Origin of the sequence: Paenibacillus sp. NPDC057934 (assembly GCF_042887565.1) — a bacterium.
Classification (GTDB): domain Bacteria; phylum Bacillota; class Bacilli; order Paenibacillales; family Paenibacillaceae; genus Paenibacillus_AQ.
In genome coordinates, this window is the sequence record NZ_JBHVPB010000022.1 from 1 (window position 1) to 24,493 (window position 24,493).

The 24,493-nt window shown below is 47.5% G+C and carries 25 protein-coding genes, 1 tRNA gene, 1 rRNA gene and 2 riboswitches; of the genes, 15 read left to right on the top strand and 12 right to left on the bottom strand.

What is annotated here, in order from left to right; genetic code table 11:
* From rrf to ACFVRY_RS29055, 10 genes are all read left to right on the top strand, one after another.
* Positions 1 to 91: ribosomal RNA gene (gene rrf, locus ACFVRY_RS29010) — 5S ribosomal RNA — on the top strand; the annotation flags it as partial.
* 432 nt (positions 92 to 523) lie between these two features.
* Complete coding sequence (guaB, locus tag ACFVRY_RS29015) at positions 524 to 1,981, top strand: IMP dehydrogenase (protein ID WP_387503739.1); 1,458 nt, start codon at positions 524 to 526, stop codon at positions 1,979 to 1,981.
* A 125-nt stretch (positions 1,982 to 2,106) separates the two neighbouring features.
* Complete coding sequence (locus tag ACFVRY_RS29020) at positions 2,107 to 3,507, top strand: D-alanyl-D-alanine carboxypeptidase family protein (protein ID WP_387503705.1); 1,401 nt, start codon at positions 2,107 to 2,109, stop codon at positions 3,505 to 3,507.
* A 111-nt stretch (positions 3,508 to 3,618) separates the two neighbouring features.
* Complete coding sequence (pdxS, locus tag ACFVRY_RS29025) at positions 3,619 to 4,500, top strand: pyridoxal 5'-phosphate synthase lyase subunit PdxS (protein WP_175369932.1); 882 nt, start codon at positions 3,619 to 3,621, stop codon at positions 4,498 to 4,500.
* 17 nt (positions 4,501 to 4,517) lie between these two features.
* Entirely contained in the window at positions 4,518 to 5,102 is a 585-nt protein-coding gene (gene pdxT / locus ACFVRY_RS29030) for a pyridoxal 5'-phosphate synthase glutaminase subunit PdxT (protein WP_387503706.1), read from the top strand.
* Positions 5,103 to 5,186: 84 nt separating this feature from the next.
* A complete protein-coding gene (gene serS, locus ACFVRY_RS29035; protein WP_387503707.1) occupies positions 5,187 to 6,476 on the top strand; it encodes a serine--tRNA ligase in 1,290 nt (429 codons plus the stop codon).
* A gap of 66 nt (positions 6,477 to 6,542) precedes the next feature.
* Positions 6,543 to 6,631: transfer RNA gene (locus ACFVRY_RS29040), tRNA-Ser, on the top strand.
* Positions 6,632 to 6,767: 136 nt separating this feature from the next.
* Positions 6,768 to 7,109, top strand: coding sequence for a hypothetical protein (locus tag ACFVRY_RS29045; RefSeq protein WP_175369929.1), 342 nt, complete (start codon positions 6,768 to 6,770; stop codon positions 7,107 to 7,109).
* A gap of 11 nt (positions 7,110 to 7,120) precedes the next feature.
* Complete coding sequence (locus ACFVRY_RS29050; RefSeq protein WP_066368058.1) at positions 7,121 to 7,273, top strand: small acid-soluble spore protein P; 153 nt, start codon at positions 7,121 to 7,123, stop codon at positions 7,271 to 7,273.
* A 103-nt stretch (positions 7,274 to 7,376) separates the two neighbouring features.
* Positions 7,377 to 8,474 carry a hypothetical protein gene (locus ACFVRY_RS29055; protein WP_387503709.1) on the top strand — a complete coding sequence of 366 codons (1,098 nt, stop codon included), beginning with the start codon at positions 7,377 to 7,379 and terminating at the stop codon, positions 8,472 to 8,474.
* A 159-nt stretch (positions 8,475 to 8,633) separates the two neighbouring features.
* Here the strand turns inward: ACFVRY_RS29055 and ACFVRY_RS29060 are convergent, their stop codons facing one another.
* Both ACFVRY_RS29060 and tadA read right to left on the bottom strand, forming a co-directional pair.
* Entirely contained in the window at positions 8,634 to 9,188 is a 555-nt protein-coding gene (locus ACFVRY_RS29060; RefSeq protein WP_387503710.1) for a GNAT family N-acetyltransferase, read from the bottom strand.
* A gap of 4 nt (positions 9,189 to 9,192) precedes the next feature.
* A complete protein-coding gene (gene tadA / locus ACFVRY_RS29065; protein WP_387503711.1) occupies positions 9,193 to 9,741 on the bottom strand; it encodes a tRNA adenosine(34) deaminase TadA in 549 nt (182 codons plus the stop codon).
* Positions 9,742 to 10,174: 433 nt separating this feature from the next.
* Between tadA and ACFVRY_RS29070 the strand changes: the two genes are divergently transcribed.
* Positions 10,175 to 12,364: an ATP-binding protein gene (locus tag ACFVRY_RS29070; protein WP_387503712.1), complete on the top strand. Its 2,190-nt coding sequence runs from the start codon at positions 10,175 to 10,177 to the stop codon at positions 12,362 to 12,364.
* Positions 12,365 to 12,368: 4 nt separating this feature from the next.
* Positions 12,369 to 13,070 carry a 23S rRNA pseudouridine(2604) synthase RluF gene (gene rluF / locus ACFVRY_RS29075; protein ID WP_387503740.1) on the top strand — a complete coding sequence of 234 codons (702 nt, stop codon included), beginning with the start codon at positions 12,369 to 12,371 and terminating at the stop codon, positions 13,068 to 13,070.
* A 91-nt stretch (positions 13,071 to 13,161) separates the two neighbouring features.
* Here rluF and motB read toward each other — a convergent pair whose 3' ends face one another.
* Together motB and motA are read right to left on the bottom strand one after the other, a co-directional pair.
* The gene (motB, locus tag ACFVRY_RS29080) at positions 13,162 to 13,977 is read right to left on the bottom strand and encodes a flagellar motor protein MotB (protein WP_387503713.1); all 816 of its coding nucleotides are present in this window, start codon (positions 13,975 to 13,977) and stop codon (positions 13,162 to 13,164) included.
* Positions 13,961 to 14,761: a flagellar motor stator protein MotA gene (gene motA, locus ACFVRY_RS29085; RefSeq protein WP_387503714.1), complete on the bottom strand. Its 801-nt coding sequence runs from the start codon at positions 14,759 to 14,761 to the stop codon at positions 13,961 to 13,963. Before motA ends, motB begins: the two co-directional genes overlap by 17 nt.
* Before the next feature lie 204 nt (positions 14,762 to 14,965).
* On the opposite strand from motA, the gene ACFVRY_RS29090 reads away from it, so the two are divergent.
* Positions 14,966 to 15,259 carry a hypothetical protein gene (locus ACFVRY_RS29090; protein WP_066368088.1) on the top strand — a complete coding sequence of 98 codons (294 nt, stop codon included), beginning with the start codon at positions 14,966 to 14,968 and terminating at the stop codon, positions 15,257 to 15,259.
* A 221-nt stretch (positions 15,260 to 15,480) separates the two neighbouring features.
* Positions 15,481 to 15,768, top strand: coding sequence for a 4a-hydroxytetrahydrobiopterin dehydratase (locus ACFVRY_RS29095; RefSeq protein ID WP_387503715.1), 288 nt, complete (start codon positions 15,481 to 15,483; stop codon positions 15,766 to 15,768).
* Positions 15,769 to 15,885: 117 nt separating this feature from the next.
* On the opposite strand, the gene ACFVRY_RS29100 is transcribed toward ACFVRY_RS29095, so the two are convergent.
* The 6 genes from ACFVRY_RS29100 to ACFVRY_RS29125 all read right to left on the bottom strand — a co-directional run bounded on the left by ACFVRY_RS29100 (position 15,886) and on the right by ACFVRY_RS29125 (position 21,762).
* Positions 15,886 to 16,242: a c-type cytochrome gene (locus tag ACFVRY_RS29100; protein ID WP_066368099.1), complete on the bottom strand. Its 357-nt coding sequence runs from the start codon at positions 16,240 to 16,242 to the stop codon at positions 15,886 to 15,888.
* Positions 16,243 to 16,368: 126 nt separating this feature from the next.
* Positions 16,369 to 16,854 (bottom strand): GNAT family N-acetyltransferase, encoded by a 486-nt coding sequence (locus tag ACFVRY_RS29105; RefSeq protein ID WP_387503716.1) that lies wholly within the window; start codon positions 16,852 to 16,854, stop codon positions 16,369 to 16,371.
* Positions 16,855 to 17,048: 194 nt separating this feature from the next.
* Positions 17,049 to 17,543 (bottom strand): C40 family peptidase, encoded by a 495-nt coding sequence (locus tag ACFVRY_RS29110; RefSeq protein ID WP_387503717.1) that lies wholly within the window; start codon positions 17,541 to 17,543, stop codon positions 17,049 to 17,051.
* A 4-nt stretch (positions 17,544 to 17,547) separates the two neighbouring features.
* A riboswitch (cyclic di-AMP (ydaO/yuaA leader) is annotated at positions 17,548 to 17,689 on the bottom strand.
* 379 nt (positions 17,690 to 18,068) lie between these two features.
* Entirely contained in the window at positions 18,069 to 18,551 is a 483-nt protein-coding gene (locus ACFVRY_RS29115; RefSeq protein ID WP_066368112.1) for a C40 family peptidase, read from the bottom strand.
* Positions 18,552 to 18,554: 3 nt separating this feature from the next.
* A riboswitch (cyclic di-AMP (ydaO/yuaA leader) is annotated at positions 18,555 to 18,692 on the bottom strand.
* 218 nt (positions 18,693 to 18,910) lie between these two features.
* Positions 18,911 to 19,741: a hypothetical protein gene (locus tag ACFVRY_RS29120; protein WP_387503718.1), complete on the bottom strand. Its 831-nt coding sequence runs from the start codon at positions 19,739 to 19,741 to the stop codon at positions 18,911 to 18,913.
* Between the two features lie 11 nt (positions 19,742 to 19,752).
* A complete protein-coding gene (locus tag ACFVRY_RS29125; protein ID WP_387503719.1) occupies positions 19,753 to 21,762 on the bottom strand; it encodes a M1 family metallopeptidase in 2,010 nt (669 codons plus the stop codon).
* A 105-nt stretch (positions 21,763 to 21,867) separates the two neighbouring features.
* Between ACFVRY_RS29125 and ACFVRY_RS29130 the strand changes: the two genes are divergently transcribed.
* A complete protein-coding gene (locus tag ACFVRY_RS29130) occupies positions 21,868 to 22,374 on the top strand; it encodes a YwhD family protein (RefSeq protein WP_387503720.1) in 507 nt (168 codons plus the stop codon).
* 171 nt (positions 22,375 to 22,545) lie between these two features.
* Here ACFVRY_RS29130 and ACFVRY_RS29135 read toward each other — a convergent pair whose 3' ends face one another.
* Entirely contained in the window at positions 22,546 to 23,028 is a 483-nt protein-coding gene (locus ACFVRY_RS29135; RefSeq protein ID WP_387503721.1) for an AbrB/MazE/SpoVT family DNA-binding domain-containing protein, read from the bottom strand.
* Between the two features lie 64 nt (positions 23,029 to 23,092).
* Positions 23,093 to 24,271: a copper amine oxidase N-terminal domain-containing protein gene (locus ACFVRY_RS29140; RefSeq protein WP_387503722.1), complete on the bottom strand. Its 1,179-nt coding sequence runs from the start codon at positions 24,269 to 24,271 to the stop codon at positions 23,093 to 23,095.
* Positions 24,272 to 24,493 lie beyond the last annotated feature (222 nt).

A 24,493-nucleotide genomic window follows, 5' to 3' on the forward strand; every position in this document is an offset into this window, starting at 1 on the left:
ACGCGTACCCATCCCGAACACGACCGTTAAGCCCTCCAGCGCCGATGGTACTTGGACCGAAGGGTCCTGGGAGAGTAGGACGCCGCCAAGCACATGAGCCCTTGTTGATTTAATCAACAAGGGCTTTTTTGTGTTTTAAGAATAAAATAAATAAGAAATGATAAAGGTTATTTTTGTTAAATACAGGTTGTATTACCTTTTCGACGTGTTTGAAGGGTGGATAGAACCGCTATCTTTGTCCGCCTACTGTGGACTTTTGTCCAAGAATTCGCTTACCGGTACAGGCAAATTTTAATCCTATATTTGATGATGTAATATTCTTGACAGTGCAAATGCCCTTTGCTAAGATAGGCAATAATATATTTTTGGACATGCATCTCAAACCTATACTGAAGATACGATTTCGTACAACTTTTGTTGCTGTACTTTTGTCTGTCGTGAATGGACTCGATCGAGTTTTTCTTCATTTATAAAGTTTGCGGGCGGGTAGAATAAATACAACTATCAAGGAGGAATGACCCAGGTGTGGGAAGACAAGTTTGGTAAAGAGGGCTTGACGTTTGATGATGTGCTGCTGGTTCCGCGTAAATCCGAGGTGCTACCTAAGGAAGTAGACTTGACGACTGTTCTGAGCAAGAATGTAAAGCTGAATATACCGCTTATCAGTGCAGGAATGGATACAGTTACTGAAGCGGCTATGGCGATCGCTATCGCACGTGAGGGCGGTATAGGTATCATTCACAAGAATATGTCCGTAGAGCAACAGGCGGAAGAAGTAGACCGTGTAAAGCGCTCTGAGAGTGGAGTTATTACTAACCCGTTCTCGCGTACTCCGGACCACTGGGTCTCTGACGCAGAGCATCTGATGGGTAAATACCGCATATCCGGTGTACCTATCGTCGATGAGAACAAAAAACTGGTAGGTATCCTTACCAACCGGGATCTGCGCTTTATCCACGATTATAACATTCAGATTAAAGAAGTAATGACTCGTGAGAATCTTGTGACCGCTTCTGTGGGCACAACGCTTCAGGAAGCTGAAGGCATTCTCCAGCGTCATAAGATCGAGAAGCTGCCGCTTGTCGATGAGAACAATATCCTTAAAGGTCTAATCACCATCAAGGATATTGAGAAAGCGATCCAGTTCCCCAACGGTGCGAAAGATGCGCAGGGCCGTTTATTGGTAGGGGCGGCAATCGGAATTTCCAAAGATACTTTTGAGCGTGCTGAAGCACTGGTCAATGTTGGTGTCGATCTGATTACGGTCGATTCTGCACATGGCCATCACATCAACATTATTGATGCAGTTCGTAAATTGCGTGAATTGTATCCTGAACTGACCATTGTTGCAGGTAACGTGGCTACAGGCGATGCAACACGTGAGTTAATCGAAGCTGGGGCTTCTGTCGTTAAGGTCGGTATTGGTCCAGGTTCGATCTGTACGACGCGGGTTATCGCCGGTATCGGCGTTCCGCAAATTACAGCGATTTATGACTGTGCGACAGTTGCCCGTGAGTATGGTATTCCAATCATTGCTGATGGAGGTATCAAGTACTCCGGAGAGATTACCAAGGCGATTTCCTCTGGTGCTCACGCGGTTATGATGGGTAGTCTTTTCGCAGGAACAGAAGAAAGCCCTGGCGAATCGGAGCTCTATCAAGGACGCAAGTTCAAAGTATATCGTGGTATGGGCAGTATGAGTGCTATGAAACAAGGCAGTAAGGATCGTTACTTCCAAGACGACGATAAGAAGCTCGTTCCAGAGGGCATCGAAGGGCGTGTAGCTTTTAAAGGACCTCTTTCTGACACCATTCACCAATTGATTGGCGGTCTCCGCTCGGGTATGGGCTACTGCGGAACGAAGAATCTCGATGAGCTTCGTAATGACACTTCATTCATCCGGATCACAGGTGCTGGATTGCGGGAAAGTCACCCACATGATGTACAGATTACAAAAGAAGCGCCGAACTATTCCTTATAATGGAATGGAATGACTAAATAATGGACAGACCGGGCGATTTTCGCCGGGTCTGTCTTTTTTTGCAGGTACCCCTGTGTTAGAATAGAACAAGCATTGAAATGAGTTTCAAAGGAGAGTAGTAATCATTGAAGCACAAGAAAAAACAATTCAGCGGTAAACAATTCGTGATTAAGACAGCAACGGTAGGTTTGCTTTTAAATATGCTTTTGGCACCTTCGATTCCGGCTGCTTTGGCCGAAGCGGCGAAGACGCCAGCTACATCAGATTCGGGTAAAGCGCCCACCACGAAAGCTGTAACGAGTACAGCCTCCAAAATTCCTTCTGTAGATTCCCTAGGTCTAAATGTACGGTCGGCCGTTCTAATGGAACCTACTACAGGTGAAATCCTAATGTCTCTAAATGCCGATGTTCCACTTCCTCCGGCAAGTATGACTAAGATGATGACGGAGTATTTGGTTGCTGATGCTGTGAAGAATGGGCAACTGTCCTGGGATCAAAAGGTTGTCGTGCAGGAGAACGCTTCCAAACAAGTCGGTTCCCGCATTTTCCTCGCTCAAGGTGATGAGCATACAGTTGAAGAGCTGTATATAGCGATGGCAGTTGGTTCGGCCAACGATGCTACCGTGGCTTTGGCTGAACTGGTATCCGGTTCGGAGCAGCAATTTGTAGAGTTAATGAACCAGACGGCACAAAAAATGGGCATGAAGACGGCGTATTTTATCAACTCTACAGGCCTTAGCCGGGCGGATATGCCAGCGAAATTCCGTCCAGAAAGTGACCGTGAGACTGTAATGTCTGCTATGGATGCTGCGATTCTTGCTAGATATATTGTTACCGATCACCCGGATTTTAATAAGTTCACAACCATTCAATCTTATAAATTCCGCGAGCGTGATAAGAAGCCGATCGTTAACTACAACTGGATGCTAGAATCCAATAAGGATATCGCCAACTTCAAGGCTTATGCTTATCCTGGTCTTGACGGACTTAAGACAGGTCATACTGCCAGCGCTGGAAACTGCTTTACTGGTACGGCTGTCCGTGATGGCATGCGCTTGATCAGTGTGGTTATGGGAGCGAATACTGAAGCGCATCGTTTCACTGAGACGAAGAAGGTCCTTGACTATGGATTTAACAATTTTGAGATTAAGCAGGTTATTGCACCAAAGGCCGTGATTCAAGGTACTGAAACAGTGCCAGTGTTAAAAGGGAAGAATAAAGAAGTACCGGTAGTTACAGATCAAGGTGTAACATTTATCGTACCTAAAGGAACGACTTCTCCGAAAATTGAATCCATTGCTCAGACTAATGATCCGGCGACTCTGGTTGCTCCTATTGCTACCTCCTCCAAGGTCGGCAAGGTGACGTATACTTACAAGGTAGACGGCATGGATCTTGTTCAACAAAAGACTGTGAATCTGATTACGGCAGAGGAAGCTGAGAAAGCGGGCTGGTTCAAGTTATTTCTTAGAGCAATCGGCGAATTTTTCGGGGACCTCTTTAGCGGAATCAAGAACTTGTTCTAACGAATTTTTTGTCTAATGAAGTAGATAATCCGAGTTAACGGGTTGTATATTTACGCTTCATGCAGTAAAATTACAAGTTAGATTAATGATAGTCAATCGGGAGGCATGGACATGGAAACAGGAACATCGCGAGTGAAACGAGGCATGGCAGAAATGCAAAAAGGCGGCGTCATTATGGACGTCATGAATGCAGAACAAGCAAAGATTGCCGAGGCCGCGGGTGCAGTTGCCGTTATGGCTCTGGAACGCGTACCTTCCGATATTCGTGCAGCAGGTGGCGTAGCGCGGATGGCTGATCCTACTATTGTTGAAGAAGTTCTCAAAGTGGTAAGCATCCCTGTTATGGCAAAAGCGCGGATCGGTCATTATGTTGAAGCGAAGGTCCTGGAGTCCTTGGGCGTGGACTATCTTGACGAGAGTGAAGTGCTGACTCCGGCTGATGAAGTGTTCCATATTGATAAACGTGAATTTACCGTTCCATTCGTTTGTGGCGCGAAGGATCTGGGTGAAGCTCTTCGACGTATTAATGAAGGAGCATCCATGATTCGGACTAAGGGTGAACCAGGAACAGGAAATATTGTTGAAGCGGTGCGTCATATGCGCTTTATCAATAGCCAAATCCGTAAAGTGACTAACCTTTCCAAAGATGAGCTTTATAATGAAGCAAAAACACTTGGTGTTCCTTATGAGCTGCTGCTTGAAGTTCATGAACTGGGCAAGCTTCCGGTGGTTAACTTCGCCGCAGGCGGTGTAGCTACGCCGGCTGATGCTGCTTTGATGATGCACCTGGGTGCTGATGGTGTGTTCGTCGGCTCCGGTATTTTCAAATCGGACAACCCTGAGAAATTCGCCCGTGCTATTGTGGAAGCTACTACACACTACACTGACTACAAATTAATTGCCGAAGTGTCCAAGAACCTTGGTGCACCGATGAAGGGTATCGATATTGCGACGCTGACACCGGCTGAGCGTATGTCGGAGCGTGGCCGTTAATAGAGAGAGGGTTCAGGATGAAAATAGGAGTGCTGGCGCTTCAGGGCGCAGTAACAGAACATATTGTCAGTATTGAGAAGACTGGTGCAGTAGGCTTACCGATTAAACGGGTAGAACAGCTGGAAGAGGTTGAGGGGCTTATCATCCCTGGCGGTGAGAGTACTACGATTGGAAAGCTGATGCGTAAGTACGGCTTCATTGAAGCGATCCGTGACTTTTCTAGCCAAGGCAAGCCCATATTTGGAACCTGTGCCGGTCTGATCTTACTCGCAAAACGCATTGCCAGTGGTGAGCCTGGGCATTTGGAGCTGATGGACATTACCGTAGCTCGGAATGCATTTGGTCGCCAGCGGGAAAGCTTTGAATGTGATCTGGAGGTCAAAGGGATTAATGAAGCGGTTCGTGCCGTATTCATTCGTGCCCCTCTTATTACTGAGGTGGGGCCTGAGGTCGAGGTTCTTACTGTCTATAACAATGAGATTGTAACTGCACGCCAGGGCAATCTGCTGGTCTCCTCTTTTCACCCGGAATTAACTGACGATTACAGGCTGCATCAATACTTTGCAGATATGGTTCAGGCCGTCGGTATAGCTAATAAATAGAACTGCATATAAGAACATCTTGACTCTTTCAATGCTGTAACAGGCTATTGAAAGAGTTAAGGCTGTTTTCAGGAGGGAAACTTTGTGTTGGATGTAAAAATATTGCGCAGTGATTATGCCCGCGTAGAGGAAGCACTTGAGAAACGTGGGAAATCGCTGGATTTGATTGCAGAATTCCCGGCGCTTGATTTGCGCCGCCGTGAGGTACTGCAAGAGACGGAAGGTCTTAAAAACCGTCGGAATACTGTATCTGCAGAGGTAGCCAAGAAGAAGAAGAACGGTGAGCCTGCAGAGGATCTGATTGCTGAAATGCGTACGGTATCTGACCGTATTAAAGAATTGGATGATGAGGTACGTGAGCTGGAAGTCAAAATCTCCGAGCTGACGATGAATATTCCTAATATTCCTCATGAATCCGTACCGGTTGGAAAGTCTGAGGAAGAGAATGTCGAAATTCGCCGGTGGTCTGAGCCGAAGGAGTTCGGGTTCACTCCAAAATCCCACTGGGAGCTGGCACAGCAACTTGATATTATTGATTTTGAAGCGGCAGCGAAAGTCACAGGCTCGCGTTTTGTTTTCTACAAAGGTCTCGGAGCTCGTCTGGAGCGCGCGTTGATCAACTTTATGATGGATCTGCACAGCGGAGAACATCAATATGAAGAAATGCTGCCACCTTATATTGTCAATAAGGACAGCCTTTATGGTACTGGACAACTTCCTAAATTCGAGGAAGACCTCTTCAAGCTGCGCGACACAGAGTATTACCTGATCCCGACAGCTGAAGTTCCAGTTACTAACTACTATCGTGAAGAAATCCTGACAGCTGCTGATCTGCCCAAATATCATGTGGCATACAGCTCTTGCTTCCGTTCTGAAGCCGGATCTGCTGGACGTGATACGCGCGGCTTGATTCGTCAGCATCAATTCAACAAGGTAGAACTGGTCAAAATCACCTCAGCTGAGACTTCCTATGAAGAGCTTGAGAAAATGACGGCTGACGCTGAGCGTGTCTTGCAACTGCTGGGTCTTCCTTATCGTGTGCTAGGACTCTGTACAGGCGATATGGGCTTCACCGCGGCAAAAACGTACGATTTGGAGGTTTGGCTACCTGAAAGCGGAATGTACCGCGAGATCTCTTCCTGTTCCAATACAGAGGACTTCCAAGCCCGTCGTGCCAATATTCGTTACCGCAAGGAGCCTAAAGCTAAGCCCGAATTCGTACATACGCTGAACGGATCGGCACTGGCAATCGGTCGGACGGTCGCTGCTATTTTGGAGAACTATCAGCAGGAAGATGGCAGTGTGCAAATTCCAGAATGCCTGCAGCCGTACATGCGGAATGTGAAATCCATTACCCCAAAATCGGCTCAATAATAATATAGTTGCGCAACCTTTAGGTTATGTGATATAATTCTTATTGCTTGTGATTTAAGTTTTATTGGAGAGGTACCGAAGCGGTCATAACGGGGCGGTCTTGAAAACCGTTAGGGTGCAAGCCCACATGGGTTCGAATCCCATCCTCTCCGCCATTTCTTTTCAAGAACATCATTTATATAACGAATCGAAGCTGTCTCCTCTGGAGGCGGCTTTTTTTGTTTGGTTTCATTGGGGAATAAAAAGATGGGTTTCTCGGCAATGTATTAGAGAAGGAGGGTGATTATAACAATGAACCGAGATTTGCAATTGGACCAACAGCAATTGGTCTCTGCTTGGCAGGAACGTTTGCCCGCGCTTATGGAGGATGGTGACAGCTTCACCGTGCAGGGAGACGCCGCAGACCGCACCAGCCTGCTTATTCATTTTAATGCTGCAGGACATCAGGATTACTCACTGGATTTTCGCTGCACGTATGTGGACAGTAGGGAGGTAGCTGTGAACCTGATTGATGTGGAGCAAGCAGGACGGCATATAGATGAGCATACGGATGCCGTACAGGGCCTGGCACAGCAATATGCGCGGCAGATACATGAATGCGCACAAGCCTTGAAAGATATTACTAATCCTTAGGAGGAGAGCACATGAGCAAACCTAAAACGATTCAAGTTCCAGGAACGCAAAATTCAGGAAGAAGTCGCAAGGAGGAGCCTAAATCTAATGGACAGGAGCCACTTTCCGGTTCGAAAAAGGTGAAGCAGGCTAACCATGTGGATCATCATAATCCACAAGGTTAAAAAATAAACTGACTTTAGTTCTTGAGTAATGTTTCTCAAAATTGTCAAATGGTTTATCATTAGGGGAGGGAAACATTTCTTTGCATGGGAGAGGAGATATATAATGTTTAAAAAATGGGGGCTATCCGCGGCAGCATTGCTGGTTGCAACAGCTGTAATTCTGCCAGGATGTGCAAGTAAACAAGAACCACCGAAAGAGGCACTAAAGAATGCCGCAGCTAAAGCGGTAACACTCAGCTCTTATGAGCTGAATACCAAATTTGTGGTCAATAATTTGTCTATTGACGCACCTACGGATGATCCATCGAGTGCGATGGCTGCGCAGGTAATCAGTATGCTGAAGAATGCAGAGATTTCCGTGGACAGTGTGTATCAAGCGGATCCGATGCAAACCGAAGCTACGCTGGTGCTTAACCTGAAGGGCGATATGGCTATGAGCTTTACTATTCCTATCGTTGCTACTAAAGAAAAAGTGTATATTAAGATTCCATCTATACCGTTCTTCCCAATTCCAGAGAACATTGTCGGCAAATTTGTAGAGCTGGATTACAAAGAGCTGGCTGAAAAATCAGGCCAAGAGATCAACACTGCGGCACTAGATACGGAGAAAGCCCGGAAGCTTCAAAGCGAAGTTCTGGACGCTGTTCTGGCACAGTATGATGAAGCTAAATATTTCAAAGACATCAAACCTAAGGATGCAGGGCTTCCCGAAGGTGTAGATGCGAAACAGGTCATTCAGTTTGGGCTGAACAATGACAACATTAAAGAAGCGATCACGATCTTCATCAATAACGCACTTCCCAAACTCTTCGACGTAATCAGCAAGGATGAATATAAGGACTTGCTGCAAGTAGATCCTGCGGATCTAGCTAAAGCTAAGGAGGAGATACTGGCCGGAAAGAATAAAGAAGAAATTGACAAAGATCTGGCCGATCTCAACAAGTACTTAACCATCAACCAATTCCAGTTTAACACCGCGATCAATAAGGATGATTTCCCGGTGTACCAGAATCTCCTGATGGACTTTAAAGTGAACATTCCGGAAGATAGCACAAACATCGGACTGTCGGTCACTGGCAGCAACCAATATAGCAAAATCAACGAAAAAGCCGATTTCAAAATCGGTATTCCACAAGGTGATGCTGTTGTAACATTGGATGAGTTGCAGAAGCAGTTTGGCGGTAGCTCTGATACATTTTAATCGGTAAAATATAAAAATCCCGCATGTGCCCTTTAAAGGCATGTGCGGGATTTTTTAAAATATAAGAATTTATATGTTTTACGCTATAAATCATCCTTATATTTCTTGCTGAAACGGATACCGTCCCTTAGAGGACGGCAAAGCTATTTCTACTTGGCTCTACTTAAATTCATCGGCCAGGATGGAAAAGGTCTGGTGATCCTGGTATTCACCGTTGATCTTGAGGTACTTACGAGCCAGGCCCTCAGACTGAAAGCCGTTCTTCTCAAGTACTCGCCGGGAACCTTCATTGTGCAGCAGGATACCTGCCTGCACTCTGTGCAGACCCAGTGCGCGGAAGGCATATTCCAATACAATTCTGACCGCTGCGGTCATATAGCCTTTTCCTTCAGTGTCCTTATCAATGAAATAGCCGAGGTCTGCATATTGGGCTACTCCGCGGGCTACATTAGACAAAGTAATTTGGCCAATGAGTTTGCCATCCAGCGCATAAATTCCGAACATGTAAGCCCGATCCTGTTCTGCATCGGCAGTCCGTTGGCTGATATGCTGTTGCTGGGTTTCAAGTGTGAAGAAATCATCGTCTCGCTTCGGCTCAAACGGCTGATGGGCGATTCGGTTGCGCAGGCGTAGAGCAAGCAATTCCTCGGCATCTTTAAGGGTTAGAGGGGAGAGATAGATTCCTTTGGATGTGTTTGATAAAGTGAGTGTCATTTTTCTATTCCTTTCTAATATCTTGACTTGCTAAAGGAATTTCTATTTTGTCAGCTGTGGCTGGCTTGCGGCGCAAACGACGGAAGAAGAAGGTCAACAGTTCAGCGCATTCCTCTTGTAGAATGCCCTGTATGACCTCTGTACGATGATTAAATCGTGGTTCCTCCAACAGGTTCATCAGAGTCCCTGCACAGCCCGCCTTAGGGTCCGTTGTGCCGTATACAGTCAGCGGTACTCTGGATTGCACCATCGCGCCTGCACACATGGGACAGGGCTCTAGCGTAACGTAAAGTTTGCAATCCAGGAGTCGCCAAGAATTCAGAGCCTGACTGGCTTCCCGAATGGCTACCATTTCGGCGTGTGCAGTTGAATCCAAGGTGGTCTCCCGAAGATTGTAGCCGCGTCCGATGATTTTATCATCATGTACAATAACTGCACCAATGGGAACTTCCCCAAGCGCCTCTGCCTTGCGTGCTTCTTCGATAGCATACCTCATCCAATACTCATGAGCGGCTTCTGCATCGACAGGAGGTTCATATTCTATCTTACTCAAAAGTACATCTTCCCTTCGGATTTTGTTCCTATTGTTCAACGAACAAATATTCGTTCTGAACAAATTGTGCATAACTCTGTGGATAACCGCCGACTTGTGCACAATTTTGTACACAACACGCTCTGATAATCTGTTTATATGTGCATAAGGTGTGGACGGTTTCATACCCATTGTAGTGAAAGTGTATCTGTATTTCAATCCCCGTTCGGATTGCTACATTATAATGTTCTTTTCAAATGGAGAGGCAAAAGGTATGATAATGATGAACACTCCGCTAGGATTTACCAGCGGTAAGAGGTGAAAAGGGAGCTTGTCCATAAAAACGAAATTATCAGCCATTTTATTTGGTTCAGTGCTGCTTGTTCTGGTACTGAACCTGACACTTAACCTCTATGATGTGCGAAATAATTTACGGAATGAAACGGAAAGAAACATGAGAATGACCGCCATGCAGATTGCCGTTTCTGTTGAACAGAGCAGCTATAGTTCCAATTATGTCGAAGGCCAGATTGCCAACAATTTGCGAATGGTAGCGATCCTGGCGTCACACGAGTTGGACCCTGACATTAAGAATGTGGACAACCGCCAGTTGCGAGAGCTATCCCACAAGCTGGGCGTGTCTAATATTTCGCTGCTCGTCAAAACTAATGATGATATAGTGATTGCCAAATCTTCTGACCCCAAAGAGGTGGGTTTGTCCACCAGGGGCTGGGGTTTTTGGTATATTGCCTTCCTGGAGCTATTCCTTAACCACCAGGTCACCATAGACCAAGGACAGACACTGGACCATTTCTGGTCGGGGCCCTTCGAATACTCTACCTCCAATCCCGAATTTATCGAGAAGTGGGGATATTATTATGATGGGACAAGCAATTATATCATTGATCCTTATGTTCGTAGTACTTCCGTGAGCGATTATGTCAAGATTATGAGCCCAGACGAAATTGTGAAGCAGACACAAGAGGTCAATCCAGGGATTCTGGAGATTACGGGTATTAACCCAGAGACCTTTGCTCTAACGAGTATGTTAGCAAATGGAAGCGATACATTGAATCTGAAGCTGCGTAATCGTCCCATTAAGTATGGTAGCTATAATTATGGCAATGTACAGCAGGACAAGGCGGCTGTGGCTGCGGCCATAAGCCGGCAACAGCCAGTGCTGCTTGATACGGAGGCCCTGGGCAAAAGGGTGCTGAAAAGCTTCATCCCCATTATGCAGCCAGGGAGAGGCTCCTATGTCATCAGTGTGGTTATGGATTACTCGGTCATTTCCTCGGTAATCCGCAAACAGCTGGTCAACAACAGCTCAACTACCCTTCTGTTGCTGGTGATCTTCTTTTTGGGCAGCTATATTCTGTCCGGCTATGTTACACGTCCAATCAAGGCGATCCTGGCCAAAGTCAATGACGTCGCGAGGGGGAAATTTGAGCCGACGCTCAAGGTCAGCAGCCGGGACGAATTGGGGCAGTTGGCGCAGCGAATTAATGCAATGTCTGATCATCTTATGCAGCATACAAGCCGTCTCGGCCAGACACTGGAAGAGAATCGTGCGGTCAAGGAGCACTTGGAATCGGTGATTAACGGAACGTCCGATGCGATACACACGATGGACATGAACGGACAGATTCTTAGCACGAATCGTGCATTTGAGGAGCTGTATGGCTGGAGTGTTAATGAGTCGACAGAGAAAACTCCATATCTTGTTCCCGCAACCGCCTTCAAGCTGGAGACGGAGCGGCTGGAGGAACTAAAGAAAGGGAAGGTACTTCCACCGGTTGAGACCTTAAGATTGAAGAAGGATGGTTCTATCGTTGAGGTCAGCGTCAGTACCTCGGTGATCCGGGATGAGGAAGGCAAGCCGCTGTCCTTTGTCCACGTCTCACGTGATATGACAGAGCGGAACCGGATAGAAGAACTCCTGAGACGTTCAGAGAAGCTGACTACGGTCGGTCAGCTTGCGGCAGGGGTAGCGCATGAGATCCGCAACCCGCTGACCACGCTGCGGGGCTTCCTGCAGCTTCAGCAGGAGAAGAAGGTCCTAATCCCGCTGCATATTGAGCTGATGCTGTCCGAACTGGAGCGGATCAATCTTATTGTCAGCGAGTTTCTGATTCTGTCCAAGCCGCAAGCGGTTCACTTCCAGCAGAAGGATATCCGGTTTATCCTCAGTGATGTCATTTCCCTGTTGGATAGCCAGGCCCATCTGTTCGACATTGAATTCGAAGCCAGGTTCTCCGATGAGCCTGCAACGGTCCATTGTGAGGAGAATCAGTTGAAGCAGGTCTTTATCAATATTGTCAAAAATGCCATCGAGGCCATGCCGCAAGGCGGCATAATTACGCTGGAACAGTATACTGCCGATCATAGCGTAGTCATTGTGATTGCCGACGAGGGCGAAGGAATTTCAGAAGAGATGCTGCCCAAGCTGGGAGAACCCTTTTTCACTAATAAGGAAACCGGTACAGGATTGGGGCTTATGGTTAGCCAGCGTATTATACAGGCCCATAAGGGTACTATGGAGATAACAAGTGAGGTAGGCAGCGGAGCAAAGGTTACGATTACTATGCCTGCCGCGGAAGCTGCTCTCCCCCGCAAGAGCATGAATGAGGAACGGAGTGAATAGCAAGGTGAGAATCAATAAATTCATCAGTGAGACAGGCTACTGCTCACGCCGTGAAGCTGACAAGCTGGTTGAAAGCGGCAGAGTAACGATCAACGGAGAAGAAGCAGTGCTTGGTAGTCAGGCCGAGCAGGGTGATGAAGTAAGGATTGATGGTAATTTGCTGGAGACGGGCAATGCTATCGTTTACATCGCATTGAACAAACCGATAGGCATCACCTCCACAACAGAGGAGCATATTAAAGGCAACATTGTTGATTTTGTAGGGCATTCAGAGCGGATCTTTCCGATCGGGCGGCTCGACAAGGATTCTGAAGGTCTGATTTTACTGACCAATGACGGAGATATCGTCAACAAGATATTACGATCAGAGGGTCGCCATGAAAAGGAATATATAGTAACTGTTGATCGGCCGATCACACCATCCTTTATTACAGGGATGTCGAGCGGCGTCAAGATTCTCGGTGAGAAGACGCTGCCTTGCACCGTTACACGCATCACAGAGCGGGTCTTCCGGATTATTCTGACTGAAGGTAAGAACCGGCAGATCCGCCGTATGTGCAGTGCATTCGGATATGAGGTCAGACGTCTTCAGCGCATCCGTATCATGAACATCAATTTGGGGAGTTTGCCGGTTGGACAATGGCGTGATTTGTCGCCTGACGAAAGATCCGAGCTAGGGGCTATGTTGAACTATGAACTGCTGTAGGCTCATTAACATCGTATAATAGGATAACAAATAAAAGCGGCTCCTAAGGTCAGACCTTTAGGAGCCGCTCTTTGCTTGTCACGACGGATAGTTAATTATCGGATGGTGGAATCCCTGTGAATTGCTTGAACTCCTGATACTTCCGAATGATGGAGACTTCAACCCGGCGGTTCTTCGCACGTCCTACAGCTGTGGAATTATCCGCGATAGGATGGTACTCACCATATCCGATCGGACTGAATTTCTTTGGATCGAGATTAGGATTAATCAGTAGAATCTTCATGAAGTGCAAGGCCCGGTCCACACTGAGATCCCAGTTGGAGGAATAGCTAGTGTTGGAAATCGGGATATTGTCTGTATGTCCCTGAACGACTACATCATAGTCGGGGAATTGCTGCAGCATCGTTGAGATGGACTTGGCCAGCTGTCTGGATTCATCTTTGACTACGGCCTGTCCAGATGCGAACAGGGCATTGTCACTGATCGTAATCATAAGCTGGGATTGGTTCAACTTCGTACTGAGCAGGTCAGTCAGCCCATTGTTCTTAATATATTGATCGAACTGCTTCTTGAGCTTCTCAAGGTCTTCCTGTTCCTTCTGACGCAGCTTGGCAATTTCCGCTTCTCCCGTGTTCTTGGAGATGACATTGTTCATCTTCTGGCCTTTTCCCTGGTCCAGATTACTCTCGGAAGGTGTTGCCGCCCGTTCGGTAAGAACGCCGGTTCCGCCGTTCAGGGCGGAACTGAAGGCCTGGGCCATCTCTTCGAACTTCTTGGCATCGGTAGCGCTCATAGCATACATAACGAGGAACAAGGCGACAAGCAGGGTCATGAGGTCGGAATACGGCAGCAACCAGGATTCGTCGGCATGCTCCTCATGTTCCTCGTGTCTAGTCTTTTTGCTCACTCGAACCGGCCTCCTTGTCCAGAAGCTTGGCGCGTTCCGTAGGTGTTAGGAAGACTGCCAGCTTCTGATTAATAGCAATGGTGGAGACCCCGGATTGAATGGATAACAGACCTTCTACCATCATTAGGCGGATTTCAATCTCCTGCTTGGAGAGGCGTTTGAGCTTGTTGGCAATCGGGTGCCACAGCACATATCCTGTGAAAATACCAAGTACGGTAGCAATAAACGCCCCGCCAATAGCATGGGCGAGCTTTTCCATCTCGGTCATGTCGGCAAGCGCGGCGATAAGTCCGATTACGGCTCCTAGTACCCCCAGCGTAGGTGCGTACATGCCAGCTTGGGAGAAGATCAGCGCCCCGGCTTTATGACGATCCTCAGTAGCACGGATATCCTCCATAAGTACATCGCGGACAAACTCCTGATCGTTGCCGTCGATAATCATCCGCATGCCGTTCCGGAGGAAACCATCCTCTATTTCATCAACCTTGGACTCCAGCGCCAGCAGACCTTCGCGACGTGTGATGGATGCCCATTCCATAAATGTAGTAATTAATTCCGCTTTGCTGACCATTTTCTTTTTAACAAAGATCATTTTGAACAAGCTTGGTACCTTTTTGATTTCTGAAAATGGAAAAGCCATAAAGATTGAAGCGGCGGTACCCAATAAAATAATTAAGTATGCAGCGGGAGTGGCCAAACTCTGGATAGGAGCGCCCTTTAGCACCATCCCCCAAAGAACAGCGACCAGACCAAAGACTAGACCGATTATTGTTGAGATTTCCATTATGCACCTCGTCCATGAGATTTAAGAAGTGATCCGACTTCGCCGCGTTGATCATCCTTGAAGCGCGGCAGGGCATCTTAACCCAAACGGAATAACTTATATTCTTATTTATCGACATCATTCCCTTTTTTGTGAAGTCATTTTTTCGGCTATAATGGATAAGGTAAGTTATTATTCATCAGTGAAGAAAACGGAGTGATACACATGGGCGTTAAACATGGTAGAGATTATGCAGAAATCTTGAACGAACTGACCGAAGGCGTCGGACGTATTACCGACGGATTTTTATTTTTTGAAATGGACCCGGAGGAATGGCAGGAGCTGCCACAGGAGTCGAAGCTTGAGGTATGGGAAGCGCTTGCTGAGGATCTGTTCTATGCACTGGGCAATGAACCGGTCATTGAGGTGGGAAGCGGGGTTGTGATCTACGACAAGGCTACACACCGGATCAATATTTTGCTCGGAGAAGAGGATTTGGCCTCTGTTGTCCTGGTTTGATCGGAATATAGCAGAGCGGAATTTGCTGCAGTCTGCCGCCCGTGGTAAAATTGACGGAGCGAAGTACTATTTACCGGGATTGAAGAATACAATTAAACCGAAAATTGTCTTTATCCTGGCACATCCCTTGGACCTCAGAAGCTAAGGGATGTTTTGTTTAAACAAGCAAAGAGACAAGGCGATCGGAACTTTGCTACTAATTAAGTAAGGGAGGTAACAATGTGCTACTTACAGAGGAAGAACTGATCGAGCAGATCGGCAAGCTGGAAGGCTGGAAGCTAGTGAAAAATACGATTACACGCAAATATATGTTCAGCGATTATATGAAGGGAATTGCTTTCGTCGATGCGGTGGCCGCCATTGCTGAGGCTTTTGACCACCATCCGCATATTACGATTGATTATAAAGCGGTCACGCTTCGCTTGACGACACATGAAGATGGCGGAATTACGCCGCTGGACATTCGTGGTGCACAAGAGTTTAATGAAGCCTTCGAGAAGGCCCGCTAGCCTGTCGTGTATTCCTTTAACATAGCAATGGTACAGTAACTCATACATGCGAAAAAGCCCGTGTAGCAGGATGTAAATCCTGTCACGGGCGTATTTGTGTTGTCTCTCAGCGGCACTTTACTTCTTCTCAGCCAGCCATGTGGCCACGTTCGCAATTTCCTCCGGCGCCAGCTTTTCCTTGAAGGAAGGCATTTGGCCCCGTCCTTTGGTTACTATACTGTAAATCCCAGCAGCGTCGTGCTGGCCACCTTCGTTTTTCAAGCTAGGTCCTACCCCGCCTTGAAGCTGATCGCCATGGCAGGTGATACAATTGGCTTTCACAGTCGCTTCTGCCTTAGCGGCATCAAGCTGAATTTCAGGCATAGTAGGCTTGTTCTGTTCAGCTACCTCTTCTTTACCTGGAAGTGTGAACATTAGAACTACCGCAAAGGCGCAGGCGGCAAAAAACAATCCGCTCATGATCCATTTTTGCATCCCCAATCGTCCCTTCTATGTAAGCTGCTCCCTATATTATAGCGGAAGGTGAAGCGTTATCATAGCATTTGTGGCAAAAAAATGAACGCCCAAGCGATACTTCTTTAAAGTTCCTATAACATAGCATCATTTCTCATAGACCATACAATAAAATGGTTTGCTTCCAGTAGGTGTCATTCGTTCATAAGTGTCTGAAATCGTAAAACCACTCTTTTGGTAAGTCCGTATGGCTCGCTGATTCCAGGTCAGCACCTCCAAATCAACCTCCCGCCCAGGATAGCGCAGAACTGCAGCTTGGACAATGGCGCGGACAAAGTGCTGACCCATTCCGTGACCGCAAAGCTCAGGACGCATACCGATCCCCAAACGTACTACACCTTCCATCGGGAACAGCTGTGCGAAGCCGCAGAGATCGCCTTCATCGTTCAGCACAGATACATACTGCTCACTACGCAGCTGAGGATCGCCAAACTCAATGCCGAGCTCCTCCATCTGTTTCCAGGGCATCCAGCCATATATATTGTAAGGAGGCTCATAGCTCCATTGGCAGATGTCTTCAGCATGGCTGTTCTCCATGGGTACCACATGGAACGTAACAGGTAAATGAATCATAGGATCGTGAGTCCTCCTTTCCATAGGATAAAGTTCTATAATTTAATTATATACAAAAAGCATAAGATCGGGCGCAGAAAGTCGGGAAAATGTTGTTTGGTGAATTTCAGGAAGGGTAATGAAGAGTAACAGAGACGACAAAAAAAGCCCTTCTCCAGATTTCGATAAAATCGGGAAAAGGACTCACTTATAACTTATTGTACATCGTCAAAATCTTGAGTATCCGTTGCAAGCGCCTGATAAGCATCCGTACTCATCACGCGTTTAGCACCCACATAACGACTAACATAATAGCTCTCGCTCAATGAACTGATCGTTACACCACGAGAAGATGAAGCATGGGCGAATTTGCCTTCGCCAACATAAACGCCAACGTGGGAGATTCCTTTGCCACTGGTATTGAAGAATACCAGGTCGCCTGCTCTAAGTTCGTCACGTGACACCGTGGAGCCCATCTGATATTGGGAACCGGATTGGTGTGGCAGATCAATACCAATCTTGTTGAAGACAAACATTGTAAAACCAGAGCAATCAAATCCACTTGTAGACGTGCCACCAGCTACGTACTTGGTGCCGATAGCCTTGTCAATCACCTTATCCATCTTGGAATCGGCGAAAGCGCTTCCTGCTCCAATAGCGGTAAGCATCATAGAAAAGCCAAGCACTGCTGCTGCTAATTTCTTCTTCAAAAGTGTAAACCCCTTCCAATGCCTACGAGGTTAGCTTAAGGGTTCGGTTGAAGGTCCCCTATGACCCCTCTTCGAACAGGAGGTCAATTCACCCAAAGTGGTTCCCCCGTTTCCCTAATGGTTAGGGAACTCGGCATATACTGTTGATTAGAATTAGACTGCTATATGAATACATGACAAAACCTTATAAAAAGGTGACTCAATAATTACAAAAATGTTACTAAAAACTCACTGCGCTAATTGTAACAAACACAGCGTCGCTTGGCAATCATTTATAGCATATTTGTACGCAAAAAATGGGATTTTAAGAGCGGATTCTCACTATTAACGTTGAAAATAGAGGACAAACTGAAATTTCCAAAATTTATTGAGTTTTTTGGCACAAAGATGATTCATCTGCTCCCCTGAGGTGTATACGTATACTATAAAATAGGAAAAACCCGGAAATTGACTATGATGATAATCAGTCTCCAGGCACAATATAGATATGAAGTTAAATAGAATGGTCGTAGTGTAGAGGTTTGTTTAGTCGTAGGCAACCGCTTTATAAGCAGTTGTGCTCATGATGCGTTTGGCACCAATGTAGCGGTCAGCCCAGTATTTCTCACTCAGTGAGCTAATAATGACGCCACGTGAAGATGACGATTGGGCAAATTTACCATTTCCGACGAAGATGCCGACATGAGATACACCGTTACCAAGTGTGTTGAAGAATACGAGGTCTCCGGGCCGCATTTGACTGCGAGAGATGGAGGTACCTGCGCTATATTGCGATTGGGATGTGCGCGGCAACGAAATGCCGATGCTTTTGTATACATATGTAGTGAATCCAGAACAATCAAATCCCGCAGTGCTTGTCCCTCCAGTTTTATAGGAGGTTCCGAGGGTTTTTGTGATAACCGAGTCCATTTTGGAGTCTGCTGAAGCGCTATTGGTTCCGATACCGATGGCGAGTGCCAAGCCCAGTGTGGCTGTAACAATGATTTTCTTGAAATTCTGTCTGTTCAAAAGATGTACTCCTTCCAAGGCCTGCGAGGTTAGCTTAAGGGTTCGGTAGAAGGTCCCCTATGATCCCTCTCTTACGAGATCAATTCACCCAAAATATGGTTCCCCCACTTCCCGGTGCAAGGAATTCGGCGTTTTATGCACCTAAAGTGTGACGTATCGACAACTGCATACATGACATAAATGAAGTTATTAAGAAGTGCCTTCAAAAGATTACAAAGTTGTTACTAGTAGTACAGAAGCCATTGTATCAAACCCGTTACCATTTTGCAAATCGCTCTGCTGAAGATGACAAAAAAAGAGTCGCGGCTCCTGTTATCCAGGAACAATGACTCTTCTAATATGCCCTGAGTGGGGCGAATTTATTGTGGGAATGCTTTACTCCTCCATAGGTCATATTGAGCCGCTATGCCCCACAATTTAAGCAGTGTGGACGGGAGCGGAAGGAGTTGGCGGATCAGGAGTGCGGGCAGGCCTGGGAAGTAAATAATCCCCAAAGCGTAGATCACCAAGAGAAGCAGACTGCCTGCTCCCATTACGAGCGATACCCCTATCGCGGTGAGGAAGCACCGTAGGGCGATTAGCAGGGAAGAGAACATACCAGTCCCGGCCGTATAGCCGAACTGCATGTACAACAACAGCAAGCGGATAACATACACATAGGCGCACCAGACCAGAATATAGGGAATGCCATTCAGCAGCAGCTTATAGTCCATTAAAGATGACAGCAGCAGTGTATATATCTTGGGTGCGAACCAGTAAACGGGTAGAAGGGCGAATAGCCACTCTACCAGGCTGAAGACCAGCACGGACAGACCATGCTTCTTCATGCCGGGAAAAAAGAACAGACCGCGTTCTCCTGAACGCTCCTGATGCAGCTCATGCAGCAGACCCGCCCGAATGAACGGGGAAATGAGCAGTCGCAGCACGGTCAACCCCAGCAGCATGCATAGCCAGCGCTGTACGTCAGGGTCCGAGGTAAGACTATGCTGACCCTCGATGTAGAACAGCAGCCTGGACATACCGCTGCCCCCCGCGTTGTGTTCAGGATAACGCAGGAGGACTGATACTACGGCCTCCCGTACGAAACCATACATAAAGTAACCCCAGAGCAGCCGGTAGATGAATAGCAGGATCAGAATATAAGTTTGTTCCTTCAAACTTTGCCAACCGCGAATAATTGATGTTTTCAAGCCCATCCACCTCACCAGACCAGAGTTCCAAGCACAGTTTCAAGCAGTTTTGACAAGGTTAGCGTCCAGCGGGAGAGGGTATCCGGCTTGATCTCCGCTAGCCTGAAATTGTTGATATGTTTGTTCTCCAGCAGAAGGGTGTGCTGGGGATCGATCTCTGCGGACAATAGTGGGGAGCTGGAGATCAACTGGAACGCTGTATTCTTGTTGTCCCCATTCCAGACTCGCTCCACAGTGTGGCCATCAGAGAAGGTAAATCTAATGGGGACATTCGCGTAGTGGCTGCCTCTGTTACTCACCTTTACGATGGATTCATAGCCTTGGCCGGTACCGGCATTTTCTTTGGTACGCATCTGGATATCGTCGATCGAGAAATCAGGGGCTCCGCCGTCATAGATATAAAGGTCGAAATAGTTCTGCCATGATTTCTTGGTCACGTTCTCTACGACCTTCTGAAAATCACGGGTAGAGGGGTGGCGGAACCGGTATTTATTCGTATAGGTGGATAGGATGGTATCCATAGTTTTAGTACCTACTTGCCGTTCGATGTCTTTCAGCACTAATTTGCCACGGAGATACACATTTTGGGTATAAGCATCTGCTCCGCTATATTTCCAGGTTTCTAGTGTGAGAGCCTGAGGAGAAGTCACCAGACTGGCCTGAATGGGCAGGTTGGCTACCACACCATACTCTTGCTCCATTAGGCGGTCTTCGGCATAGGAGGTGAAACTCTCATCCAGCCAGGCTTCCTCAAATTCGTTGCTGGCTACCATGCCATAGAAATATTGATGGCCTATCTCGTGGACCACTGTTCGTTCCAATGAGGTGTCTGGGGAAGACTCGGATGCACCAAAGGCCGTGATCAGTGTTGGATATTCCATCCCCCCAGCCCCATTGGCATCCTTGGGCGGAACCACTATTGAAAGTGTGGAATAAGGATACGGCCCGTACCATTTACTAAACGCGCTTAGGGCAGCCTTCGCAGCTTGGAAATAACGCTCCTTGAGGTCTTTATGCAGCGGGTCCAGATATAGCTTGATCCGCACGCCTGGAACCTCTGGCGTGGAGAAGGCCTCCTCAGCGACCACAAAATCAGGCGACGCAGCCCAGGCAAAATCATGGACGTCGTCAGCGTAGAATTGATAAATTTTCTGATTCTGCTTCAGTTTAGCCGTCTTCACCGGGAATCCCGTGGCAGCAACGGTATATTCAGGAGGCACAGTTAGAGTCACGTTGTATATGCCAAAATCGCTGTAGAATTCCGATGTCCCGTGGTACTGATGCAGATTCCAGCCTTCCTGGACTACTCCGCGGGTTCCGGCGGGTTCATAGACGCTAATCTTGGGAAACCATTGTCCGGCCATAACGAAGTTTCCCGAGATCCCCATCCGGGCGAATACTTTGGGTAGCTTGACCTCAAATTGAAGTTTGAGGGTCACACTTTCCCCACCGTTCACGGGTTCCGGCAGATGCACCTTCACCAATGTACGGTCATTGATATTCCCGTCATCGGGTTGAACATACTGCACTCTCTGGATGAGAGAGGTGCCTTCTGTGGTTCGTACATCCGTCAGGGTCATGCTGCCGAACCCATTCTCGGGCATCTTGTCACTTCGGAGCTCACCGCCGGATTCTTTCATAAAAGTCGTATTGCGGGATTCGAAGGCATTGGGGTAGAGATGGAAATACAGATCGCTGACAGGCTTACGGCCGGGATGGTTCCAGGTTACCGTCTCCGCGCCTTTTAAGGTGGCAGTCGCCGGGTCAAGTTTCACGTCGAGATGGTACTCGGCGACTCTTTGGCTTAGCGCCTCGGACACGGGGACAGGTGCGCTCTCCGGGAATGCCTGCTGCGCAGTGCCCTTGCCGGGCGAGATTGCGGGGGACTTGGCCGCTTTTTGGGCAGACATGCCTGCCAAGGCAGGGCTTGCACCTGGGTAGCTCCACAAGCTCCCGCCCAGCAGCGTTAGGGCGGCCAGAGCCAGAATGCTGATTTTGGTTCGAAATGTCGGTGGCTTCATACTGTGATTCCCTCCCGTTGACAAGCATCTACGGGATGTATATGTTTGCAATCGCGAGATTATTAGCTAAAATTAAATTATTCGTAAGAGGAAGGACGTGCATCTGTGGATAACAAGCAACCGGAAGGCAAGAAACAGATTGCCTTGAATATTGTCAACGCGAAGAGCAAACATAAAGGATTTGGAGCAGGCTCAATTGATTTGAACAATGTGTCCCCCGTCATTATTGATAATGGCGAAGCGATCATTGATATCGGAGCTATGCATGCTAAGAGCAAGGTGGAGAAGGGCATTAAGTTCTCCGTGAACCGTGAGGATGTTCCGAACGGGAGGCAAGTTTGGGTCGTATGGGTAGCTGTAGACCGGACATCCGAGGGTCAGCACTACGCCGGAATTACGGCTTGTGAGATGTGGATTGACACCGAAGCCCGTCGGGGTTGGAAGATTTTAGCCGAACATGTGAACAAACTCGATTCGGCTTTAAAACGGAAGGTTATCGTGGAGGGGCTTGGAGAAGCGGAAAAGGCGGCGCTGAAGTCATTGCTTATTTCACATAATGAAGAGTGGTGGGAAGCTTCGAGGGAAGAGCTGAAAGTAGCACTGTCGGAATAATCATCAGAATTTTGCCGGTTTTATCCGTCCACTAAGCGGACATCCCAGCAAAAGGGCTGCATCTCCTGTACTATGGGGATGCAGCCTTTTTAATATTCTATAAATGCTAGTATAGCGGAGTGCAGCGATTCAGACAAATCGAACGATGTGGATTCCGTTCGGTACAGCCGATCAGCCGATCTTGGATTGCCTCGGAGCATTAAGCTTGCGTTTTAATTGACTCACCCGCGCTTGGCTGATTCCCAGGATCTCGGCGAGTTCCTTCTGATTGGCGAATGGATGCTCTTCGATGGCCCGCTCCAGCCGCTGTGTCATTTCTTCAGTCTTCTTCCGCTTGACACTGCTGCCAGGGTCGGCGGTAGCCTGAGGAAGGAGTGGAGAAGGTTCCGGCTCCTGTGGGAGTCGCTCCGGATCACCAAGCTCCTTCAGGCAGCTATTGCAGATAAATTGATCCTTGTAATAGCTCACGTGATCCAGACTCCGGCAAAAGGTGCATTCCGTGGAGGTGTATTTTCTAAGTACAATAACATCCTCATTCATAATGAAAAATTCGATCGGATCCCCAATGTCGATATTGCGTGTCATACGGATTTCCACGGGAACCACAATTCTTCCCAGACTGTCCAAATTCCGAATCATACCCGTATCTTTCATACCATGTCCCTCATTCACATGTTTAGATTTGGTGTTTCTTTTATTATAACAGAAATGTAAATTATTAGAGTGAAGAAAGCGTATACGTGAAGTGAACCTGCCGGTTGTCCTCATAAGACGTCCATGCAAAGGACAGCGTATTGCCCAGACGTCCGGTATATTGGAGCCGGTCTCCCGGATAATCGAAGTCCCAGTTCGGGTACTGCTCCAACCAGACCTGGTCCTCTGACCCTAGAAGCTGCGTATAGAGTGCTGTACTTTCTTTGCTGATGCGATCAATTAGGAACAGTGTTCCTTTCTGGTACGGACGCACCAGCAGGAAGTCCTCTTCGATGGCTTCGAGCGCAAAAGTATCATCAATGCCGGTGAGCTCTGCCAAATTGTATGTTTTGAAAATATGACCGTCCGGATTGACCAGGTACAGAATGCTTTTGTTCACCATGACCAGATTTCCTTGATAGGCGGAGACATTCTCCTTCATACCGAGATTGCGCATTCCCCCGTAGCTGCTCACGGTCTGGCGAACCAGACGTTCATCGTGCAGCAAAATACGATAGTTGCTGACATGAATATGTGGCTCACCAGAGGCATTATTAAGATCAAGCACATAGCTTGTGCTGTTCACCGTATGCACGTTGAGAGTGGCCCAATCCAGCTGACTAACATTAGCGATTCCTGACCGGACAGGCCGTCTCTCGCTTGATCCGCTGTAGACAACCCCCTTCTCCTTATGTAGCCAGAACAATTCCCGCCCAGATACTGCTTTGAGATACCGTTCGGTGTATGGAACAGTAACATCTAGCTTACCGTCCCAGCCAACAGGAAGGCTAAAGGCTTTGGAGAACAGGGTGGCCGGTACATAGGTGATGCCATCTCTAATGATTGTGGGTGCACCTAGACTGATCACTTTATTGTCCACCGTGTAGGCCTTTGATTGTCCAACCTTTAAACTAAGCGCTTGATAAAGACCGGTAACCTCAATACTGGATTTTTCTGAGTTCCACAGCACGTGGAGATCAAGCAGCGGAGCCATTTCTTTTAAAGGTAAGTAGATGGCGCCTTGCTGACGGAAGCCGGCATGTTCCAGCGAGCGCCGGGTTTGTTCTGTTGGTGCAGCCGGAGAGACAGTAGCGGATTCTGTGCCAGCCGAAGCTGCTAGAGCAGAGCCTAATACCAACGAGCAATCCACGCTTGCAAAAAAGATGATTGCGGCCCCATAGACTGCCAGCTTTGAGGGGACCATGGACAGACCTCCTTTATAAGGATACGGAATAATAAGCAGATATCTTCTGTCTGTACGCAGAGGTTGGTTGCGGGGGTTATCCATGCCTTACATCCCAATACCCGGTTATAGGTTCTTAAATAAAAACCTCTCCGATTCAGAAGTCCAAAAGGAGAGGTTGTTTGGGGTTCTATTCTTTTATACCCAATTTTGGGTCGGCGAAACGCTAAAATCCAATTCTTT

Bases quoted from the DNA above. Each gene is read 5' to 3' on its own strand.
- ACFVRY_RS29045 (WP_175369929.1), top strand. From the start codon at position 6,768: ATGAACCGAGATTTGCAATTGGACCAACAGCAATTGGTCTCTGCTTGG.
- ACFVRY_RS29050 (WP_066368058.1), top strand. From the start codon at position 7,121: ATGAGCAAACCTAAAACGATTCAAGTTCCAGGAACGCAAAATTCAGGA.
- ACFVRY_RS29090 (WP_066368088.1), top strand. From the start codon at position 14,966: ATGGGCGTTAAACATGGTAGAGATTATGCAGAAATCTTGAACGAACTG.
- pdxS (WP_175369932.1), top strand. From the start codon at position 3,619: ATGGAAACAGGAACATCGCGAGTGAAACGAGGCATGGCAGAAATGCAA.
- motA (WP_387503714.1), bottom strand. From the start codon at position 14,761: ATGGAAATCTCAACAATAATCGGTCTAGTCTTTGGTCTGGTCGCTGTT.
- pdxT (WP_387503706.1), top strand. From the start codon at position 4,518: ATGAAAATAGGAGTGCTGGCGCTTCAGGGCGCAGTAACAGAACATATT.
- ACFVRY_RS29055 (WP_387503709.1), top strand. From the start codon at position 7,377: ATGTTTAAAAAATGGGGGCTATCCGCGGCAGCATTGCTGGTTGCAACA.
- ACFVRY_RS29140 (WP_387503722.1), bottom strand. From the start codon at position 24,271: ATGGTCCCCTCAAAGCTGGCAGTCTATGGGGCCGCAATCATCTTTTTT.
- ACFVRY_RS29135 (WP_387503721.1), bottom strand. From the start codon at position 23,028: ATGAAAGATACGGGTATGATTCGGAATTTGGACAGTCTGGGAAGAATT.
- ACFVRY_RS29060 (WP_387503710.1), bottom strand. From the start codon at position 9,188: ATGACACTCACTTTATCAAACACATCCAAAGGAATCTATCTCTCCCCT.
- ACFVRY_RS29105 (WP_387503716.1), bottom strand. From the start codon at position 16,854: ATGATTCATTTACCTGTTACGTTCCATGTGGTACCCATGGAGAACAGC.
- ACFVRY_RS29125 (WP_387503719.1), bottom strand. From the start codon at position 21,762: ATGAAGCCACCGACATTTCGAACCAAAATCAGCATTCTGGCTCTGGCC.
- ACFVRY_RS29100 (WP_066368099.1), bottom strand. From the start codon at position 16,242: ATGCAAAAATGGATCATGAGCGGATTGTTTTTTGCCGCCTGCGCCTTT.
- ACFVRY_RS29070 (WP_387503712.1), top strand. From the start codon at position 10,175: ATGAGAATGACCGCCATGCAGATTGCCGTTTCTGTTGAACAGAGCAGC.